The organism is Thalassospira lucentensis, assembly GCF_011806425.1.
Lineage (GTDB): Bacteria > Pseudomonadota > Alphaproteobacteria > Rhodospirillales > Thalassospiraceae > Thalassospira > Thalassospira lucentensis_B.
Map to the genome: position 1 here is coordinate 1 of NZ_JAATOV010000009.1, position 20,876 is coordinate 20,876.

The following is a 20,876-nucleotide window of genomic DNA, read 5'->3' on the forward strand; positions in this document are numbered from 1 at the left end:
TAGAGCGCCGGCCTGTCACGCCGGAGGCCGCGAGTTCAAGTCTCGTCACTCGCGCCATTCCCTCCCAATGGGAATGAAACAAAAAAGCACCTCGGTTTTTACCGCAGGTGCTTTTTTGTTTTTTGGTCGATTTTCATCCCTTCCCCACAGCAAAATCGCCGTCGCTATTTTTCTTTAAAATTTGCGCAAAAAACACTTGCCAGCAGAAGGCTCTATTTATATAAACCGCGCCACACACCGCGCGGGTGTAGCTCAGTTGGTTAGAGCGCCGGCCTGTCACGCCGGAGGCCGCGAGTTCAAGTCTCGTCACTCGCGCCACTCTTTTTCAAGAGTGGACAAAGTCGCCCTTCAAAGGCGGCTTTTTTTGTGTCCAAATTCCAGATCGAGACGGTTTCTGCAACCCTTGCGCGAACACCCTTCCTGCCCGCACCGACATTGCGCGAAAATGAAGCAATTCGCCCCATCTGGTCATTGATTAATCGTATAATTTATGGTCAGCTTTGCGCCTCGATTAACGAAGCTTCAATTGCAGGCCGCCCCACGATCATGGGTGCGCGGATATTCTGGCGTTACCAATATGGTGACCTCAAAAACGCTGTCGCCCTAGGCCTGCAGTCCCACAACAACAAAACGGGAGGCGCATCATGCGCAAATTAATTGCTGGGCTGGTCATGGGGACCGCCCTCGCGACGACGCCATTGGCAGCACAGGCTGAAACGCCGAAAAATGTGCTTGTTATGGCCAACGCCATTGACGACCTTATTACCCTTGACCCGGCTGGAATGTTTGAGTTCTCGGGTCTCGAATACGCAGGTAACACCTATGACCGCCTTATCGGTTTCGACAATGATGATGTGTCGAAAATTTACGGCGTCATCGCTGAAAGCTGGGATGTCTCAGAAGACGGCAAAACATATACCTTTAAAATCCGCGACGGCATCAAGTTCGCGTCGGGCAATGACCTGACCGCCGAAGACGCAGCCTTCTCGCTCCAGCGCGTCATTCTGCTTGATGGTTCGCCTGCGTTTATTCTTGGCCAGTTCGGCCTGACGCCAGAAAACGTCAAAGAAAAAATCCGTGCAGTCGACGATTCAACGCTGGTTATGGAAGTCGACAAACCATACGCACCAAGCTTCGTGCTCTATTGCCTGACCTCTGGTGTCGGCTCTGTTGTCGACAAAGAAGAAGTTCTTGCGCACGAGGAAGATGGTGACCTCGGAAGCAACTGGATGAAAACCAACTATGCTGGTTCTGGTCCGTTCGAACTGAACAAATGGGTTGCCGGACAAAGCCTCAGCCTGAAAGCCAATGAAGATTACTGGGATGGTGCGCCAGAAATGAAGCGCGTCATTATCCGTAACGTCAAAGAAGCCGCTTCTCAGCAGCTGCTTTTGGAAAAAGGCGATATTGACATCGCGCGTAACCTTGAAGCCGACCAGTTGGCCTCCATCAAGGGTGACGACGACATCAAAATCATGGCGAAAGGCAAAGGTGCCCTTTGGTATCTTGGTCTGTCCCAGAAAAACGAATACCTGTCCAAACCAAAAGTCCGCGAAGCTCTGAAATACCTTGTCGATTACAAAGGCATTTCTGAAACCATCCTTGCGGGTCGCTCCCAGGTTCATCAGGCATTCCTGCCTGAAGGCTTCCTTGGCGCTTATAACGAAAACCCTTACAGCTTGAACGTCGAAAAAGCTAAGGAACTTCTGGCCGAAGCAGGCCTTCCGGATGGCTTCACCGTTACCATGGACACGCGTAACACCACCGCAGTCATGGCAATGGCACAGTCGATCCAGGCAACCTGGTCCCTGGCCGGCATCAACCTGGAAATCATTCCGGGCGACAACAAACAGACCCTGACCAAATACCGTGCTCGTCAGCACGATATCTATATCGGTCGCTGGGGCCCGGATTATCAGGATCCGCACACCAATGCATCGACCTTTGCATGGAACCCGGACAACTCCGACGATGCGACAGCAAAACCGCTTGCATGGCGTAACTCTTGGGATCCGAAAGGCATGACTGCCGAAGTCGATGCCGCGACCCTCGAACGCGATGATGCGAAACGTGCGGCAATGTATGTCGACCTTCAGAAAAAAGTTCTGGAAAGCGGTCCGTTCGTGATCATGTTCCAGGAAACTGAAATCGCGTCCATGCGTAAAAACGTAAACAACTTCGTCCTCGGCCCGTCATTCGATAACAACTATTATCGTTATGTGACCAAGGACTAAGGTCAGTTTCGTTCGATTTGATTTTTTGCCGGGCACCTCTGTGTGTCCGGCAAATTTCGAATGGCAACGTAACACGCGCATGCGTTCTTCTCAGCGGCGGTCGCTTTGCTTTTTAATCCGCAAAACGGCAAACCAGAACCGCTCTGCGACATATCCCTTGCGCCTGTTTCGCTGCCAACCGATACGCCCAACACAAATAAACCGCGTCGCATGACGCTTTATGCACTAAGGAGACAACGGTCGTAATGTCCGCTGTTACACGCAAACATCGAGACGGGCGCAGACGCGCTGGTCTTTTTTCCGGCAAGACAGGCAGCATCCTGCGCGTTGTCTTTTCGCTGGCCATCACATTTTTTGGTCTGCTTCTGGTCACATTTTTGATTGGCCGCGTTCTTCCTATCGATCCGGTTTTGGCCGCTGTCGGTGACCACGCATCGCAAAGCACCTATGATCGTGTCCGCGAAGAAATGGGGCTTAACCTGCCGCTTTGGCAGCAGTTCTTTATTTACATCTCCAATGTCCTGACCGGTGATTTCGGTACGTCTGTTCTGACATCGAACCCGGTTCTTGAAGACATCAAACGCGTTTTCCCCGCCACCCTTGAACTGGCAACCATTGCCACTCTTATCGGTGTGATCCTGGGTATCCCGGCTGGCGTGTTTGCCGCGATCAACAAAGGCAAATGGCCGGACCATGTTGTCCGTGTGATTGGCCTTGCCGGGTATTCGATGCCGATTTTCTGGCTCGGCTTGATGGGGCTTTTGGTCTTTTACATGAAGCTTGATTGGGTCGCAGGACCGGGGCGCCTTGATGCGTTCTATGTCGATTTCATCGAACCGACCACGGGCCTGATGCTGGTTGATACCCTGATCGAAGGCGACATGGACCTGTTTTGGAATGCGGTATCGCACATCATTCTGCCCGCCTCGATCCTTGCTTATTTCTCGCTGGCCTATATTGCGCGCATGACCCGTTCTTTCATGCTTGAACAGCTCAGTCAGGAATACATCCTGACCGCACGGGTTAAAGGGATTTCAGAACACCGCATCATCTGGCGCCACGCACTGGGCAACGTCATGGTCCCACTGGTGACGGTGATTGCGCTGTCCTACGCCAACCTGCTGGAAGGATCGGTTCTAACCGAGATCATCTTCGCTTGGCCGGGGCTTGGCCTTTACATCACCAATTCATTGCTCAATGCCGATATGAATGCGGTTCTCGGTGGCACGGTCGTTGTCGGCGCTGTCTTTATCAGTGTGAACATGCTGTCCGACCTGCTGTATCGCTTCCTCGACCCACGGGCACGGAGATAACACCATGACCACACAAATCTCCACCGCAAAGCCGGGCCTGAAACAGTGGCTAACGTCCGACACCCCACAATCACGCTGGCAGGCACAATGTGGCCGCGCGTGGCTGGGCTGGATCAAGTTTTCCGAAAACAAACTGGCCATGATCGGGCTGTCAGTCGTCGTTGGCCTGATCCTTGTCACCATTTTCGCCCCCCTGCTGGCCCCTTATGATCCATTGGCCGCCGACCTTGCCAACCGTATTCAGCCCCCGGGGGCAGAACATTGGTTTGGCACCGATCAGTTAGGCCGCGATATTTTGTCGCGTCTGATTTACGGCGCACAATATACCTTGATGATTGTTGGCCTTGTTGCCATCACCGCCGCCCCTGTCGGCCTTCTGATCGGAACCGCTGCCGGGTTCTTTGGTGGATGGGTGGATGGCGTTCTCATGCGCATCACCGACATCTTCTTGGCATTCCCGAAACTGATTTTGGCACTGGCCTTTGTCTCAGCGCTTGGACCGGGACTTGAAAACGCCATTCTTGCCATCGCGATCACCGCATGGCCGCCTTATGCACGTATTGCCCGTGCAGAAACCATCACCGTGCGCAAATCCGACTTCATCGAAGCCGCCCGTCTTCAGGGCACATCGAACCTTGGCCTGATCATCGGCCATATCATGCCCATGTGCATGAGTTCGCTTGTCGTGCGTGTCACCCTTGATATGGCAGGCATGATCCTGATTGCTGCGGGTCTTGGCTTCCTTGGTCTTGGTGCACAGCCACCGACGCCCGAATGGGGTGCAATGGTGTCCGATGGACGTCAGTTCCTGCTTGAACAGTGGTGGGTTGCGACGGTGCCGGGCTTTGCCATCTTTATCGTCAGCTTGGGCTTCAACCTTTTGGGTGATGGCCTGCGCGATGTTCTTGATCCACGCGGAGGGGATTGATCATGACCACCGAAACCCTTCTGACCGTTCAGGACCTTGAAGTCACCTTCAACACCCCAAAGGGCAAAGTCCATGCCGTGCGCGGTGTATCCTTTGACCTTGGCCGCGAACGTCTTGGTATTGTCGGCGAATCCGGTTCTGGTAAATCCCAGACCGGGCGCGCCATTCTGGGCCTGACGGCGGCCAACGGTTCGATCAGTGCATCGAAAATGAAGTTCCACGATGTTGACCTTGCCAACCTTACGCCCAAACAATGGCGTAAGGTCCGCGGGGCGCGTATTTCCATGATCATGCAGGACCCGAAATATTCGCTTAATCCTGTCATGACCATCGGCAATCAAATCATCGAAGCCTACCGCGAGCACCACAAAGTAAACACCAAAGAAGCCCGCCATCGCGCGATTGAGATGCTCGAAGCCGTCAAAATCCGTGATCCGCAGCGCGTCTTTGACTCTTACCCGCACGAAGTCTCGGGCGGCATGGGGCAACGTGTCATGATCGCCATGATGCTGATCCCTGATCCTGAATTGATCATTGCGGATGAACCGACATCGGCCCTTGATGTCACGGTTCAGCTTCAAGTCATGGCGATTTTGGATGACTTGGTGCGCGATCGCGGCATGGCCTTGATTTTCATCAGCCACGATTTGCATCTGGTCTCAAGCTTCTGCGACCGGGTGTTGGTGATGTATCAGGGCCTCGTTGTTGAAGAACTGCGTGCATCCGAACTACACAATGCCAAACACCCCTACACCAAGGGCCTTTTGAACTGCTTGCCGAAAATGAATGGCAATCATGATGATCTGCCGATCCTTGAACGCGAAGCAAGCTGGGCAGAAGGATAACAAACACCATGATCGAGATTTCAAAACTCAACGCCTGGTTCGATGACAATCACGTCCTGAAGGATGTTGATATTTCCGTGCCCGAAAACGGATCATTTGGTCTTGTGGGCGAATCCGGGTCGGGTAAATCGACCGTCCTTCGCACCATCACCGGCCTTGTCGATGACTGGGAAGGCACGATTACGGTCAAGGGCAACCAACTTGGCCCCAAACGCGACAAGGATTTCTATCGCCTTGTTCAAATGGTGTTTCAGGACCCCTTCGGATCGCTGCATCCGCGTCACACCATTGACCGCATCCTGACCGAGCCGGTTAATATTCACGGCCTTGGCAATTCCGATGCCCGCGTGGTTGAGGCCCTTAAACAAGTTGGCCTCGATAACGCGTTTCGTTTCCGCTACCCCCATCAGCTTTCTGGGGGGCAGCGCCAACGTGTTGCGATTGCGCGTGCGCTTATTCTCGAACCCAAGGTCCTTCTGCTCGATGAACCGACATCCGCACTTGATGTCTCCATTCAGGCCGAGGTCCTTAATCTTCTGGGTCGCTTGCGCCGTGATCTGGGCCTGACCTATATCATGGTCAGTCACGATCTGGCTGTGGTGGCGCATATGTGCGACGATATTGCCATCATGAACCATGGCCGCATTGTTGAACGTGCCACCGCCGAACAGCTTGCCGAAGGTACGCTTGAACACCCCTACTCCCAGCAGCTTTATAAGGCCGCTGGCGGCTATGACCGCGCCGTTGTCGATACCTTTGTCGATTGGGATTAAAGGCAATACGGCCAGACGCCGTGGGACAATGATTGATAACGTCTCACCGTCTGGCCAGCCTGCCTAAGCCGCGTACCAGCGCTGCGCCCAGCACACGGCACCCGCCCGCCCCGACAGCATGAAATAGGATACGCTTGCCATGAACATCGCCACCACCGCCCCACAAAACACCACCGATGGCACCTATCGCCCCAGCTTTACCTGGGATGCGCATGCCTGTCTGCCGCTCGATACCAAAACACCAATCGATCTGTTGGACGATTATGTTGCCGGCAATATCGATTATGTCTGTGTGAATGTCGGCATGGATATGAATTCTGTCCCGCACATCTTGCGCGTTATTGCCGCCTTCCGGGCCAAAATCGCTGCCCACCCTGACAAGTATATGCAGATCGAAAAGTTCGATGATCTTGCCATTGCCAAATCAAAGGGCTTGCTCGGCGTTGGTTTTGATCTTGAAGGATCGGTCATGCTGCAAGACATGCCCGAAATGGTCCCGGTCTTTGCCAAGCTTGGCGTCAAACAAATCCATTTTGCCTATAACCGCAATAATTCGGTCGCGGGGGGCTGTCATGATGTCGATATGCCCCTGACCGACCTTGGCCGCGAAATGGTCAAATCGGTCAATGCCAGTGGCATGATCATGGATTGCTCGCACACCGGCCGCCAAAGCAGCCTTGATATCATGGCAGCATCGACCAAACCGGTCGTGTTTAGCCACGCCAACCCAAAGGCCCTTGGCGGGCATGAACGCTGCGTTGATGACCAACAAATCAAAGCCTGCGCCGAGACTGGCGGAGTCATCGGCATTTGCGGTTTCCAGCGCTTCATCAAATCGCCAAACGCCCCCGAAGTCCCCGACATGGTCAAACATATCGATTATGCGGTGAAACTGGTCGGTGTCGACCATGTCGGCATCGGTCTTGATACCATGCCATCGGTTGCCGGTTGTGATGATTTCCCCGATGGTGTCAACCGCGCCCATTACTGGCCCGTCACCAGCGGCTATGGCCCCGGTGCAGGCGGTGCGGCGGTGTTTGACCCACGCAAACTGCCCGCCCTTGCCGACGGCCTGATCGCCATCGGCTATTCGACCGATGATGTCGATAAAATCATGGGTGAAAACTTCATCCGCGTGGCAAAGCAAAGCTGGTAACGCCGAGAAAACTTACGAAAACCCCCGACAAATGCACCCCAAACCCATAAGACAACCAAATGGGTGTCTGGGCTTGGGGCTGCATTGCCGGGTTTTATGTCATCAGGGGCGGAAACTTACCGCCAATCTGGCAAAGCTCGGCCCTTAAACCGCCACTTCATCCTTACGCACCGGACGCGGGCGGCCTTCGGCATCGATGGCGACAAAGGTAAAGGTGGCTTCGGTGACCTTGATGCGGGGCGGCTGGTTGCGTCGCAGCACCCACGCTTCGAGATGCAGCACAATGGATGTCGTGCCAATGCGTTCGATATCGCCATAGACGCAAACCGTATCGCCAACATAGACCGGTCGAAGAAACGTCATCCCATCAACGGCAACCGTGGCAATGCGCCCCTCGGCGATTTGGCTGGCCAAAACGCCGCCGGCAATATCCATTTGCGACATCAGCCAGCCGCCAAAAACATCCCCGCTTGGGTTGGTGTCAGCAGGCATTGCTAAGGTCCGGGTGCACAAATCACCGCGTGGCATCTTATTGTCAGACATTTGTGTGTTATCGCTATCTGTTGGCATATGGCTCACTCCTACTCCGGTGCTTCATATAGGGCACCAAATTTTTTATTGGACCTCCCGGTCACGGTTTTCTATGCCATACCGACGAAATTCTGGTCTATATTAAAGACCACCGCTTGCATTGGACTTAAAAACACATTTTTATGGGCCGGACGAACCGACATATGGTACTCGTTTAGCGCCGAGGTATCCAACCTTACAATATCATATAGACGATATGCGTTGTTGAGCCTTGTTTTAACACAATAAAGAAGTGCGTTCCGGGGACATGACCGACCTATTTGAAGATTCAAACCAGTCAACAGACAACGCCTATTCCGCCAAGGATATCGAAGTTCTCGAGGGGCTAGAGCCCGTTCGACGCCGCCCTGGTATGTATATCGGTGGCACGGATGATGCCGCCTTGCACCATCTGGTGGCAGAGATTCTCGATAACTCCATGGACGAAGCGGTTGCAGGCCATGCTGACTGGATCGAACTGGAACTTAAAACGGACAACACCGTTCTTGTCCGCGATAACGGGCGCGGTATTCCAACTGACCCGCATCCGAAGTTCCCAGAAAAATCCGCACTTGAAGTCATCCTGACCACGCTGCACTCCGGGGGTAAATTCTCGGGCAAGGCATATGAAACATCGGGCGGTTTGCACGGTGTGGGTATGTCTGTTGTGAATGCGCTGACGGACATGTTCCGGGTCGAAGTGGCGCGTGATCGCAAACTGGTGTTTCAAGAATATTCCAAGGGTGTCCCGCTGGGGCCATTGCAAGATGGCGGCACGGTAAACAACCGTCGCGGCACCACGGTTATTTTCCGCCCGGATCCGGAAATTTTTGGCGCGCGCTTAAAACTTAAGCCCGCGACAATTTTCCGCATGGCCCGCTCAAAGGCCTATTTGTACAAGGGTGTTGAAATCCGCTGGTCGGTTGATCCGTCGCTTTTGACCAGCGATGATCCCACCCCGCAACAAGAAGTCCTGAAATTCCCCAACGGGATTCTTGATTATCTTGAAATGACCCTCAAAGGGCGCGAGCTTGTCACCGAACGCCCGTTTGCCGGCGAAGCCAAGTTTTCGGAAAGTGCAGGACGTGTGGAATGGGCCATTGGCTGGCCTGAAACCGGCGAAGGTTATTTCCATTCTTACTGTAACACCGTCCCGACCCCGCTCGGTGGGACGCACGAAGCTGGTTTCCGCTACGCCCTGACCAAGGCAATCAAGGCCTATGGCGACATGGTCGGTCAGAAAAAAGCATCATCCATCACCGCCGAAGACGTCTTTGGTGGCGGCTGCATCATGCTGTCGGTCTTCCTGCCGGATCCTCAATTCCAAGGTCAGACCAAGGAAAAACTCGGCACCCAGTCGGCAACCAAACTGGTTGAAACGGCGGTCCGTGACCATTTTGACCACTGGCTGACCGGCGATACCGAAAACGCCAAAAAGCTGCTTGAAAACATCATCCTGCGCGCCGAAGAACGTCAGCGCCGCAAGGAGAAAAAGGAAACCAAACGTCAGTCGGCCACCCGCCGTCTGCGTCTTCCGGGCAAACTGTCTGACTGTTCGCGTTCCATCGCGGCCGGTACCGAAATCTTCTTGGTGGAGGGTGACTCGGCAGGTGGTTCCGCCAAACAGGCACGCGACCGTGAAACTCAGGCTGTCTTGCCGCTGCGGGGTAAAATCCTCAACGTGGCCTCGGCAACCTATGAAAAGATGATGGCCAACCAGGAAATCAAAGACATGATCGAAGCCTTTGGCTGCGGTTCTGGCAAAGATTTCCGTCTGGGTGATTTGCGTTATGAACGCGTCATCATCATGACCGATGCTGACGTCGATGGCGCGCATATCGCATCCCTTCTGATGACTTTCTTCTATCAGGAAATGCCAGGCCTCATCGAAAGCGGTCATTTGTATCTTGCCATGCCGCCGCTTTATCGCCTGACGCAGGGTGGTAAATCGATCTATGCGATGGATGACGCCGAAAAAGAAGTCATCTTGCATGGCGAATTCAAAAACCCCGCCAAGGTCGAGATTTCCCGATTTAAGGGTCTGGGTGAAATGCCCCCGCAGCAGCTTCGTGAAACCACGATGGCGCCGAAAAAACGCACATTGCTGCGCGTAACGCTGCCCGATGCAGCCCTTCCCGATGAACAAGGCCAAACCAAGGATCTTGTTAATCGCCTGATGGGTAAAAAACCGGAACTGCGTTTCCAGTTCATTCAAGAACATGCCCGCTTCGTCGAAGACATCGACGTCTGATCTCGGTCAAACCAAACCAACAAAAAACCCGGCCAATGTGCCGGGTTTTTTACGTTTTTAATCCAACCAAACATCGCGCAAAGCCAATGTTCTCCAATGCGCCTAAGCATTCAGTCTGCGGAAATTGTACTCTTCCTGCGTGATCCCGGCATAGCCATAAGCCGATGCACGACAGTCAACGATATGGATGTTGGCGTGCGGATGAAGGTTCCCGATAATGCCCTCAAGCAAGGCAAACGCTTGTCGGTGATATTCGGCCTTTTCCGCCTTGGTATTTGTTTCATCGGTAATCGTAACTTCCAGACGAAATGCCTTTTTGCCGTGCGCCACCAATGACTGCCCTGCAATAAACCACTGGTCCTCTGGCTGGTACTGAACAATCATCGCACAGCGTTCAAGCTCCTTTTTCAGGACCTTACAGGTAAGGTTTGAAACCTCTGTCATCAGACGGTTGGTTAAATCCGCATCTGGCGTTCCTGAAACGATAAGTGTAATTCCCGGCATGTCTGCCTCCTATGTGAATGTGATCAACTCTCACCCCGCATCATAGGCCGATCTTTTTATTGGAAAAGCGGGAATAAATGATATCATCCATCGGAAAAGCAGGTGGATAAAATGGCACGTCTTTTCGATCTTGATCTTCTTCGGGCTTTGGTCGTGATTGCTGAAACCGGCAGTCTCTCGGCTGCGGCCCCGCGCCTGAACCGATCCCAATCGGCTGTCAGCGAACAGGTGCGCAAACTTGAAGATATGTGTGGCGTCACCCTATTTGACCGGGGCAAAACCGGCGCAAAGCTGACACCGGCTGGCGAACGCCTTGTTGGTCACGCCCATGAATTGCTGGCACTTAGTGACGCGGCGCTTCGCGACATGCAGAACGCCCAATTGGCCGGAAATCTGCATTTGGCGATTACCGACTATTTCCGACCAACTGCGCTGCCCGCTCTGCTGCGTCGTATGCGCGATCAGTTTCCCAAACTGCATTTGCATGTCTCGATCCGCAAAAGTGCCGCCATTGAAGAAGCCGCCGCCGAAGAATTCGACATCGGTTTATCCATGACGATCTTGGACCCAACGACGACACCCACGGCAAAGTCGTCACGCCATATCCATCTGCGACAGGAACCTTTGGTCTGGGTCGCCGATAAATCGTTCTCAATCCCCGGCGGCGGTACGATACCGCTTGTCGTTCTGCCCGACACATGCTCGTTGCAACGCTTTATCGTAAAGGCGCTGAAATCCCATGGGACATCTTATGAAATCGCCCATTCCGCATCGGGCATCGGGGGATTGCACATGGCGGTAGAGGCCGGATTGGGGGTAACCTGCCTCAATGCCTCTGCCATTCCGCCAAATGCAGTGACGCTGAATTCCCTGCCCGACCTTCCGCCGATGCCTGATGTCGCATTTCGTCTTGTCGCACCTCGCGTCGGTGAACCGGCGCATATTTCCGATGTGCGCAACATGTTGGTCGACCATTTAAGCTAACTCCATCGCCACACGACATCGTTAAATGACAAGCTGCCTCAACAATTTCACATTAAAGTTTCATGCTTTGGATCATTAAACTTCGCCCCATGACAGGACATACTCCCATGATCACACGCACCCGTTTGAAACTGTCTTCTATCGCCGCATTGGGGGCACTAACATTGCTAAGTGGTTGTGGGGCTGCCTTGATCGAACCGCCAAACTACAGTGTCAGCCAAGTGCAAAGCTTTAAGGTCGCGAGCGCGCCCAGTCAGGTGATGATGCTTAGCGTGGTTGATGCCAACAACACCCTGCCCGACGCGGTATGGACCAATGCCCTGTCCGATCACGCCCCGGCGCCGCGCCTGTCGTTCATCACCAATTCTGATGACATCTCAGACGGCCAAACGCTTAAGCCGGAAAACCGGCTGGTTGCCGTGGTCAATCCGACCCAATCAACCATGGGCGACAATATCTGTACGTCGCCGCAATCGGCCAAACTCGATGGCACATCCAACGATATCATCGTGCGGTTTGGGTTCTGTGTCGGGGATGATGCGATTTCGCAAACCCGCGCGCATTTCAACAAGGACACGTTCCAACCCCAACTGGTCGACAGTGCCGGCACCCTCAATCGTCAGCTTTTCCCGCGCCACATCCGCGATAACGACCACGACAGTTGTTCGCGCCGCACGCCGGGCTGCTAATCTGCGTTGCGCTTAACGCGCCAAAAGCGCGATCAAACCCTTGGCAAACGCATTTGGCGTTTCAAGCGGCACATAATGCCCCGCACCGGGAACAATGGTAAACGATGCATCCTTAATCGCATCGGCCATTTCCCGGTGGCTGTGCGGGCTTATGACCCCATCAGCCTCCCCAACCATCACGCTGCATGGCACGGTAATATCGGCCAATACCGCCATACTATCGGGGCGCTCGGCAACCGCCTTACTTTGGCGTTTAAACACATCCGCCCCGCCTGTCTCGGCCATGTCGGTCAAAAGTGCGATCAGAACTGCGTCGTGGCGGTTATCAGGATGCAACAATTCATCGAGCATCGCATCATTTACCCCCTTAAACGGGATCGAACCGGCCACCAGATGCGCCAACAACATCCGGCGTCGCTGAATTTTGGGGGAATCTGCCGTTGCACGGGTATTGACCAGCATCAGATGACTGACGCGTTCTGGCGCCCGTCGCAGAATTTCAAACGCGACATATCCCCCCATCGACATCCCGACCAACGCAAAATGATCGGGTGCGTGATCAAGGACCGTCTGGGCCATTTCCCCAACACTGTCGTGATCTGACAGCGCGAAGAAGATCGGTTCAATCGGTGGCACCGGCACAGCGTTGGTATCGGCTCCGCCCGTTGATGACACCACCAAGGCATCAAGTGTCGGCTGCCACATCCGCTGATCGGCCAGCATACCGGGCAGGAACACGACGGGCATCGGCATAATTGCCAGATCACCATCGGCCTGCCCGCCGCCCGCCAAATCAAAGCCTGATATCTTCGTCGTCATTTAATCAGCGCGCTCAGTTCCTTGAATTCCGGGGTGCCAGCAACGCGCAGCCATTCAAACATCACACTTTCGCGGGTGACGATTTTGGCCCCGGCATCGCGTATCCGCTCTAGCCCGAAAATCTTGTCGTGCTGACTACGTGATGTCACTGCATCCGAAACAACATAAACCTCGCGCCCGCGCTCAATCAGCTCCATGACCGTTTGCAACACGCAGACATGGGTTTCCATGCCAATCACCACGACCTGATCGCGCCCGGTATTTTCTTCGATCTTGTCGATAAAACCATCGGCTGGCACGGCGGAAAACGCCACCTTGGCGATCACGTTGCCGCCATCTGCGACGTCAGCCGGTTTTTCAACAAGTTCCAGAATTTCCGGCGCGGTATGACCAAGTCCCTTGGGATATTGTTCAGTCACAATCACCGGCACACCAAGCCGATTGGCGCATTTCACAAGGAAACGGCAATTTTCGATGATCTGTTCGGGCTCCTGACAGGCCGGATAAAGTTTTTCCTGAACATCAATGATAAGCAAACTTGAACGTGTGGCATCCATCAGCACGGTTTTCTCCCCTGATCTTTATGTATTTTTGCAGGTTACGCCGCCAAACTGTTGCGAACAAGTCTCTCGACAGGGGTGAAATCAGTTTCCAGACGCTTTTTTAAGGCGTTTTTCTTGACTTAATTCGGTCTTCGCTTTACGACCCAAACAGCTTTTATAGCACTTACTTAACTTCAACGCATTTCATTGCGGGAAAACGAACCATATGAATTTCGCCGATCTCGGTCTGAGCGAAGATATCCTCAAAGCCGTCGCAGACGCCGGCTACGACACCCCGACACCCATCCAGGCACAAGCAATTCCGTCGGTGCTTATGGCACGCGATATTCTGGGCTGTGCACAAACGGGTACGGGTAAGACAGCCAGCTTCACCTTGCCGATGCTTGATATCCTGCATCACGGGCGTGCGCGCATGCGGATGCCTCGGTCCATCATTCTGGAACCGACCCGCGAACTCGCGACCCAGGTTGCAGCAAACTTCGACACCTATGGCAAATACATGTCCCTGTCGAAGGCCCTCATCATTGGTGGGGAATCCGCATCCGAACAGGGCAAAATCCTGGAAAAAGGCGCAGATGTCATCATCGCGACGCCAGGACGCCTGATCGATACGTTTGAACGCGGTAAACTGCTTCTGTCTGATTGCAAATTGCTGGTCATTGACGAAGCCGACCGTATGCTCGACATGGGCTTCATCCCCGACATCGAAAAAATCGTCAACATGCTGCCAAAACAGCGTCAGACGCTTTTCTTCTCGGCGACCATGCCCAAGGAAATCAAACGCCTTGCTGACAAATTCCTGTCCAATCCCAAGGAAATCACCGTTTCCCCGCCATCGACCATGGCGACCACGGTTGAACATAAGCTCCTTGTGCTTGACGACATGGACAAACGCGAAGCCCTGCGTCACCTGATCCGTCAGGAAGACGTCAAAAATGCTTTCGTGTTCTGTAACCGTAAAAAAGACGTCGACATCCTGTTTAAATCGCTGACCAAGCACGGCTTTAATGCCGGGCGTATGCATGGCGATTTGGCACAAAGCGAACGGACTGAAACTCTCGCCAAATTCAAAACTGGCGAAATCACCCTTCTGGTCTGTTCTGACGTTGCCGCCCGCGGGATCGACGTTGCCGATGTATCGCACGTCTTTAACTTTGACGTGCCGTTCAACGCCGAAGATTACGTCCACCGTACCGGTCGTACCGGCCGCGCGGGTCGTGCGGGCAAGGCCTATACCCTTGCCGTGCCCGAAGACGGCAAACTGGTCGCGGCGATCAACAAATCGATCAATCTGGACATCCCACTGACCGAGATCGAAGGCATCGAAACGCTTGAGCTTGACTTTACCGGCAAGAAACGCCGCAACAAGAAAAGCCGCAAGCCCGCTGGCCGTGATGATAAATCCGCCCGCGATGCCAAGCCGTCTCGCTCGGCCCGTCCTGACAACCGTTCGGATGCGAAACCTGCTGCCAACAAGCAGGATGCTAAACCTGACACCAAGTCAGACGCCCCTGCCAAGGCAGCCGCTGCACCGGCCAAGGCCCAAGAGGCCGATACGCGTAAAGCAGCACCCGCTCAACGCGATGCGCGCAACAACAATGACCGTCATGATCATCGCAACGATCGTCATGACCGTAACAACAATGATCGCAACAACCGTAACAACAACCGCCGTGATCGCGATGACCGCGATGACAAACCGGTTCTCGGTCTTGGCGATCATGTTCCGGCCTTCCTGCTGACCCCGGTTCCGGCCTCAAGCTTGGCACGTGGAAAAACCGGCGACAGCGATGACGAGCCGCAAAAAGCCAAGTCAACGCGCAAATCAACGGCCAAATCGCCGCGCGCGGCCAAAACCACCCGGGCAAAAACCCCGCGTCGCCCTGCCAAGAAAAAAGCAGACGATGCCGCCACCCCGGAAGCAGCAGCCAATACCACACCGGCCAATGAGCCGTCCGCGCCAAATGACGCGGCGGCCAATACGCCGGCACAGGCTGCTAAACCGGCGGAAGCACAGCAGGACAAGCCTCAGGACACCAAACCTCAGGCCGATGCCCCTGCAAAGGATGCAGCCACGGATACGGCAACGGACACAGCTGAAAAGCCAAAAGCCGAAGCCAAGAAACCACGCGCGCCGCGCCGTCCACGCAAAAAAGCCGCCCCAAAGGCCGCTTCAAGCGACAGCGCAGACGCCGATCAATCCGCACCGGCAAGCAGCGAAAGCTAAGCCACGCGGGTTAAACCCAATACAATAAAGGCCGTCAGATCACTCTGACGGCCTTTTTGTTTGTCTGGATTTTGCCACTTGGGCTTAACCCGTATTATTTGGCGCCGATCTTAAACCGCGCGGAACAACCCGGTTGAGGACGGCTTTTCCGGGCGACGCTTGCGCATCAATTTCAGCATCGTTTCAATCGTAATCGACAACAATGTCGCATGGGTGATTTCTTCGATTTCATCCATCACGAGCGACAAGGCCACACCGGCATTGGTATCTTGCACAATGCTGTTGGACGGGCCTGTGCCGACCTCTTCAAACAGCTGCACCACATCCAAAAGGGTCGTGCGCTTGGCATTGCCACAAAAACGATACCCGCCCCCGGCACCGCGCACCGATTCCACAAGTCCCGCACGACCCAGATCGCGCAGAACCTTGGCAAGGTGGTTGGTCGAAATGTTATAGCGTTCGGCGATTTCCGATGCTGAAAGCTGACGGTCGGTATCTTCAGCCAGTTCCAAAACGGCATACAGGGCAAACAAGGTTGCCTTTTGCAAAGACATCATGGCTTAGGCCCCCTCTTCCATATCGGTTTCAAGCTGGATAAACGGACCAGCCATCATCCCCTGTGATCGGAAGAACGACATCAAATCGGTAGCATCGCGTGGGATCATGGTGCGGACCTTGGTCACCCCGGCCTTGCGGAAACAGCGGCACATTTCGTCATACAAAATCGTACCGATCCCGCCCATCCGCAGATCGGGCTCAACACTGACCGTGCCGACCCAGCCACATGGTACCGAATTGAATTCCCACGACCGCACTTCGCCGAAAATACAGCCAAGCAACGTACCATTTTCTTCTGCAATCAGGAAAAACCGGGAATCCTTGCGGTTGCCATATCGGGTAAACAAATCGTCCCAATATTCGGGTTTGCGCAACCCCGTTGTCCGATCATCAAGATCGACAACATTTGGCAAATCATCTTTCACCGCTGGACGGATATTGATTTTATGCTCGCCAATCGTGACCAGGTTATATCCCGGTGTGTTTTGCGCAGCGTCCACCATATGTGCCTTTCAGTATTGCGGTTGGCATCCCAACCTTTCCCGCCGCGGGCAAGAAAATAACCGCACTCAAAATAAGTAAATTGGTACGATTATACTACACTGTCCAAACTGGGTACGGCAATGATAAGTTCCGCTGCACATGCACACAAATCTGCGTCAGACAAGTCTTGTAAGTGCCCCAACGAGATAGCGGCAATCCCCCAACGGTGCAAGTCGAAACTCGCCCAAACGTCGCATGCCTGTATCGCGCCATTTTCACAGGTTCAATCACCGAAAAATATCTGCTTTGCGCAGCGAAGGATTGACAGAAACGCGAAGTCATGGCTTATCGCGCAGCAGAAAACACGTACAGGCTGCGCAAATAATAACAAGATTTGCCGCCTGCAATCAGATAACCAAATGATGGCTTCCTGCCCGACTGTTTATCGACCAAAGGAGTGTGGCTCGCTATGGCGCGCAACGGATTCGACGCAATTGATCGCAAAATTCTTCGTGAGATTCAAGAAGACGGGCGGATTTCGATGGTCGAACTGGCTGACAAGGTTGGCCTGTCTGTATCGCCCTGCCTGCGGCGCTTGCGCAAGCTCGAAGAAAGCGGCGTCATCCGTAAATATGTCGCCCTGCTTGATCCGTCGCACTTGGAACTGGGTGTAAACGTCTTTGTCACCGTATCGTTGACCCAACATGACGAACCATCGTTGCGCCGCTTTGAAAGCGCCGTACAGCAACATGACGAAATCGTCGATTGTTACGCCATGGTCGGCAATCAGGATTACATGATGCGCATCATCGTGCCAGATCCTGCATCCTATCAGCGCTTCTTGTCCGAAGTCATGATGAAGCTGCCCGGTGTCGCCAACATGAAATCAAGCTTCACCCTGCACGAAGTCAAAAACAGCACCACCCTGCCTGTCTCCGACAAAGACTAATCACGCCCTACGTGTTTAGGCATCCCCAGCAGCACGACGAAGCGACCTAACGCATGCATAACGTCACGCGTGAATGATGATGCGGGATCCTTGCCATGCTCGGCATTCCGGGGAACGTGGCGTCGCCTTACGGCCAGACAACCACGCTCCAAACATACGCCTACGTCACGGCCAAGCCCGCCTTACGCCCAGCCCCTTTTTTCACCGGGGATAATTGACGGGAACAGAACGGCCAAGGTCACCCCACGCAGCAACATGAACCCGTTCAGCGCTGCCCACAGCATATGATTGCTGCCGGTGTGCACCGCCCAAAAGGCAAACACCGCGTAAATTGCAACTGATAGCAACATCATGTTGCGCCACTGCTTGGTCTGCGTGGCGCCCAAAAACACGCCATCAAACTGAAAACCAAGCACACCGCTGATCGGCAACATCACCGCCCAAATCATGTACTGATACGATTCCGCACGCACTTCGGGAATACTGGTCAGCGCATTGATAATCCACGGCCCGCAAAGCAAAAAGACACCCGACAGCACGACAGCCGATACCATCGACCAGATGGTTGTTTTGCGCACGGCCCATAAGAATTGCTTGCGCCGTTCCGCGCCATAGGCCTGCCCAACAAGCGTTTCTGCCGCATGGGCAAATCCATCGAGTGCAAAAGACCCGAACATCAAAAAGTTTTGTAAAACCGCATTGGCCGCCAACGTCACTTCGCCAAACCGCGCACTAAAACTGGTAAACAGTGCAAAGGCCGACGTCAGCGCAAGGGTGCGGATGAAAATGTCGCCATTGATTTTCATCAGCTTGGACAATTGCGTACGGTCCAAAATGCCAATCCCGCGCCACGTCCCGCCAAGACGCTTAAGGTGCGGCTGCATTAAAAACCAGCCCAGAACCACGCCGGAATAATCGGCAATCACCGTGGCACCAGCAACCCCACGCACGTCCCAGCCAAATCCCTGCACAAACAGGATATCAAGGATGATGTTGATAGAATTCAGCACCACCTGAAAGATAAACACGGCCCGGCTGTCACGCATCGCCAGCAACCAGCCCAGCATGCAATATTGCATCAATGTCGCGGGGGATGCCCAAATGCGGACCGCAAAATAATCCCGTGCTGCCGCCTCGACCGCCGGGGTTGGCGCGACCAGCGACATGGCAATTTCAACAATCGGATATTGCAACACCATAACCGCAAGCCCGGCCACAATGGCAATAAACGCCGCACGGGCAAAAACCGCGCGCACCGCATTGGCATCACGCCGCCCATAGGCCTGCGCTGCCAACCCCGTGGTCGCCATGCGCAAAAAGCCAAATCCCCAAAACACATAGGAAAAAATCAACGCCCCGACCGCGACCGCCCCGATGTAATGCGGGCTATCAAGATGCCCGACCACGGCGGTATCGACCGCACCAAGCAATGGCACAGTCGCGTTCGACAGGATAATCGGCAAGGTCAACGCAAGAACACGTCGATCCCCCTTGCCAAACCAGCGGGGCTTGCGGTTCATCAGGGCCTCTAATCATTTCTTATATTTGGCTGGTCTCTTGATCGTCTTTTGGTGGTCTTTGACGATCCCGATGGACCGGGTAATCGGTTGTGGCACAGAATGGCTTTTCGCAAAAGACTGGCTTTCCAAACAACTGCCTTAAATCTGAAATAATGCAAAAAATCCACATCGTTGATTTTGCGACGGGTTTTTACCTGTTTACGCGTATCGATGCGTTTTCATTTTCGGTGGATTTCAAATCTCCTTTGAAAAACCAAACAGTTTCAACGACACAGCAGCACCTATAAGATATTGTTTTTCTTCATTTAAATTTGTTTCACAGGATGAATATGCATTTTAACATTAAGAATCAATCATCTATAGCTCGGCATATATAACCCGCACCATCATCGGTCAAAAATGCATATAAAATCGAAATTGGTCTTACGCGCTGTGTTCGATCCACAATTTTATCCACAGGGTTAAATGCAAACCCACTGCTTTCTCTGACATTGATGGATAACCTACCGCAACACCGTAAAAAACGCTGGTCGTTCAACCCATGGATTGCTAAGCAGAAACAAAGAAATCTTCAGGAAAATCATCATGAGCACCGAAACATCATTGTCCGGTCCGATGCTGCCAGCAGCATCTGGCACCACCAAAAGCGTTGTCATCCTTCTCCATGGCTACGGTGCCGATGGCAACGACCTGATTGGTCTGGCCCCGCATCTGGCGCGTGCCCTTCCCGATACATCCTTTTATTCGCCAAATGCCCCATATCCTTGTGAAATGTCGCCATTTGGTCGCCAGTGGTTCAGCCTTGCCGAATACGATCCTGAATTTCTGCGCCGTGCGCCCGAAACCATGTCCGGCGCGCTCAAAGCCATGGCCGAAGGTGCGCGTAAAAGTGCGGCCTACGTCGATGACTTCATCGATCATTTGATGGAAACGCATGATCTGACTGCTGATCGCGTTGCCCTTCTTGGCTTCTCACAGGGAACCATGATGGCGTTTCAAACCGCCCCACGCCGCAAAGACCAAATTGCCGGTGTTATCGGTTTCTCTGGTGCGTTGCTTGGCGAAGATGTCTTTGCTGCCGAACTTAAATCCCGTCCGCCAATGGTACTGGTCCATGGCGTTGATGATCCGGTCGTCCCGATCGAAGCATCGCGTCTGGCCAAGGAAACTCTGACGACGAACGGCATTGACGTTGCCCTGCACGAACGGCCCGGCCTTCAGCACGGCATTGACGAAGACGGCATCACATACGCCGCAGACTTCCTGAAAAAGCATCTGGGATAACCCAGCGGACAAACGATGATGTAAACCGCATCATCACAGTCCCAAATTTGAATTCACCAAACAAAACGCCTGTCGTCTTTTGGACGTCAGGCGTTTTTTGTTAAACCCGACTTCGCACAACTTCTCAAAACATCATCAGAAAATGCGCGGTGTCTGATTTTCCCATTTTAGGTCTGTGATCGAACGAACAGTTCATCTCCACCCGCACCGCCACCCAGCGCTCCCC

20 protein-coding genes and 1 tRNA gene are annotated in these 20,876 nt (G+C 53.7%); 14 read left to right on the top strand and 7 right to left on the bottom strand.

The window, feature by feature from the left end; genetic code table 11:
• The first annotated feature begins 241 nt into the window (after positions 1-241).
• The 8 genes from HCZ99_RS20240 to HCZ99_RS20275 all read left to right on the top strand — a co-directional run bounded on the left by HCZ99_RS20240 (position 242) and on the right by HCZ99_RS20275 (position 7,249).
• Positions 242-318 (top strand) — tRNA-Asp (locus HCZ99_RS20240).
• 48 nt (positions 319-366) lie between these two features.
• Positions 367-657 carry a hypothetical protein gene (locus HCZ99_RS20245; RefSeq protein WP_167448854.1) on the top strand — a complete coding sequence of 97 codons (291 nt, stop codon included), beginning with the start codon at positions 367-369 and terminating at the stop codon, positions 655-657.
• A complete protein-coding gene (locus HCZ99_RS20250) occupies positions 645-2,234 on the top strand; it encodes an ABC transporter substrate-binding protein (RefSeq protein WP_167448855.1) in 1,590 nt (529 codons plus the stop codon). Before HCZ99_RS20245 ends, HCZ99_RS20250 begins: the two co-directional genes overlap by 13 nt.
• 245 nt (positions 2,235-2,479) lie before the next feature.
• Positions 2,480-3,547, top strand: coding sequence for an ABC transporter permease (locus HCZ99_RS20255; protein ID WP_175581599.1), 1,068 nt, complete (start codon positions 2,480-2,482; stop codon positions 3,545-3,547).
• Between the two features lie 4 nt (positions 3,548-3,551).
• Positions 3,552-4,475, top strand: a complete 924-nt coding sequence (gene nikC / locus HCZ99_RS20260; protein WP_167448856.1) for a nickel transporter permease — start codon at positions 3,552-3,554, stop codon at positions 4,473-4,475.
• 2 nt (positions 4,476-4,477) lie between these two features.
• Entirely contained in the window at positions 4,478-5,320 is an 843-nt protein-coding gene (locus HCZ99_RS20265) for an ABC transporter ATP-binding protein (protein ID WP_167448857.1), read from the top strand.
• A gap of 8 nt (positions 5,321-5,328) precedes the next feature.
• Positions 5,329-6,093 (top strand): ABC transporter ATP-binding protein, encoded by a 765-nt coding sequence (locus HCZ99_RS20270; protein WP_167448858.1) that lies wholly within the window; start codon positions 5,329-5,331, stop codon positions 6,091-6,093.
• 139 nt (positions 6,094-6,232) lie between these two features.
• Positions 6,233-7,249, top strand: coding sequence for a dipeptidase (locus tag HCZ99_RS20275; RefSeq protein WP_167448859.1), 1,017 nt, complete (start codon positions 6,233-6,235; stop codon positions 7,247-7,249).
• Between the two features lie 144 nt (positions 7,250-7,393).
• Here the strand turns inward: HCZ99_RS20275 and HCZ99_RS20280 are convergent, their stop codons facing one another.
• The gene (locus tag HCZ99_RS20280; protein WP_254869789.1) at positions 7,394-7,792 is read right to left on the bottom strand and encodes an acyl-CoA thioesterase; all 399 of its coding nucleotides are present in this window, start codon (positions 7,790-7,792) and stop codon (positions 7,394-7,396) included.
• A gap of 295 nt (positions 7,793-8,087) precedes the next feature.
• Between HCZ99_RS20280 and parE the strand changes: the two genes are divergently transcribed.
• Positions 8,088-10,070: a DNA topoisomerase IV subunit B gene (parE, locus tag HCZ99_RS20285; RefSeq protein WP_167448861.1), complete on the top strand. Its 1,983-nt coding sequence runs from the start codon at positions 8,088-8,090 to the stop codon at positions 10,068-10,070.
• A gap of 102 nt (positions 10,071-10,172) precedes the next feature.
• Here the strand turns inward: parE and HCZ99_RS20290 are convergent, their stop codons facing one another.
• The gene (locus HCZ99_RS20290; RefSeq protein WP_167448862.1) at positions 10,173-10,574 is read right to left on the bottom strand and encodes a tautomerase family protein; all 402 of its coding nucleotides are present in this window, start codon (positions 10,572-10,574) and stop codon (positions 10,173-10,175) included.
• 111 nt (positions 10,575-10,685) lie between these two features.
• Here HCZ99_RS20290 and HCZ99_RS20295 point away from each other — a divergent pair, with 111 nt between their 5' ends.
• Together HCZ99_RS20295 and HCZ99_RS20300 are read left to right on the top strand one after the other, a co-directional pair.
• Positions 10,686-11,558 (top strand): LysR family transcriptional regulator, encoded by an 873-nt coding sequence (locus tag HCZ99_RS20295; protein WP_167448863.1) that lies wholly within the window; start codon positions 10,686-10,688, stop codon positions 11,556-11,558.
• A 107-nt stretch (positions 11,559-11,665) separates the two neighbouring features.
• The gene (locus HCZ99_RS20300; RefSeq protein WP_167448864.1) at positions 11,666-12,247 is read left to right on the top strand and encodes a hypothetical protein; all 582 of its coding nucleotides are present in this window, start codon (positions 11,666-11,668) and stop codon (positions 12,245-12,247) included.
• Positions 12,248-12,259: 12 nt separating this feature from the next.
• On the opposite strand, the gene HCZ99_RS20305 is transcribed toward HCZ99_RS20300, so the two are convergent.
• A complete protein-coding gene (locus HCZ99_RS20305) occupies positions 12,260-13,066 on the bottom strand; it encodes an alpha/beta fold hydrolase (protein WP_254869790.1) in 807 nt (268 codons plus the stop codon).
• Entirely contained in the window at positions 13,063-13,623 is a 561-nt protein-coding gene (locus HCZ99_RS20310; protein ID WP_167448887.1) for a hydrolase, read from the bottom strand. Before HCZ99_RS20310 ends, HCZ99_RS20305 begins: the two co-directional genes overlap by 4 nt.
• 211 nt (positions 13,624-13,834) lie before the next feature.
• Here HCZ99_RS20310 and HCZ99_RS20315 point away from each other — a divergent pair, with 211 nt between their 5' ends.
• Entirely contained in the window at positions 13,835-15,856 is a 2,022-nt protein-coding gene (locus HCZ99_RS20315; protein ID WP_167448865.1) for a DEAD/DEAH box helicase, read from the top strand.
• A 110-nt stretch (positions 15,857-15,966) separates the two neighbouring features.
• Here HCZ99_RS20315 and HCZ99_RS20320 read toward each other — a convergent pair whose 3' ends face one another.
• A complete protein-coding gene (locus HCZ99_RS20320) occupies positions 15,967-16,413 on the bottom strand; it encodes an Rrf2 family transcriptional regulator (protein ID WP_167448866.1) in 447 nt (148 codons plus the stop codon).
• A gap of 3 nt (positions 16,414-16,416) precedes the next feature.
• The gene (locus HCZ99_RS20325) at positions 16,417-16,917 is read right to left on the bottom strand and encodes a GNAT family N-acetyltransferase (RefSeq protein ID WP_167448867.1); all 501 of its coding nucleotides are present in this window, start codon (positions 16,915-16,917) and stop codon (positions 16,417-16,419) included.
• A 449-nt stretch (positions 16,918-17,366) separates the two neighbouring features.
• Between HCZ99_RS20325 and HCZ99_RS20330 the strand changes: the two genes are divergently transcribed.
• Entirely contained in the window at positions 17,367-17,846 is a 480-nt protein-coding gene (locus HCZ99_RS20330; RefSeq protein WP_167448868.1) for an Lrp/AsnC family transcriptional regulator, read from the top strand.
• A gap of 182 nt (positions 17,847-18,028) precedes the next feature.
• Here HCZ99_RS20330 and HCZ99_RS20335 read toward each other — a convergent pair whose 3' ends face one another.
• Positions 18,029-19,366 carry an MATE family efflux transporter gene (locus HCZ99_RS20335; protein ID WP_167448869.1) on the bottom strand — a complete coding sequence of 446 codons (1,338 nt, stop codon included), beginning with the start codon at positions 19,364-19,366 and terminating at the stop codon, positions 18,029-18,031.
• A gap of 585 nt (positions 19,367-19,951) precedes the next feature.
• Between HCZ99_RS20335 and HCZ99_RS20340 the strand changes: the two genes are divergently transcribed.
• Entirely contained in the window at positions 19,952-20,650 is a 699-nt protein-coding gene (locus tag HCZ99_RS20340) for an alpha/beta hydrolase (RefSeq protein ID WP_167448870.1), read from the top strand.
• The last annotated feature ends 226 nt before the right edge of the window (positions 20,651-20,876 follow it).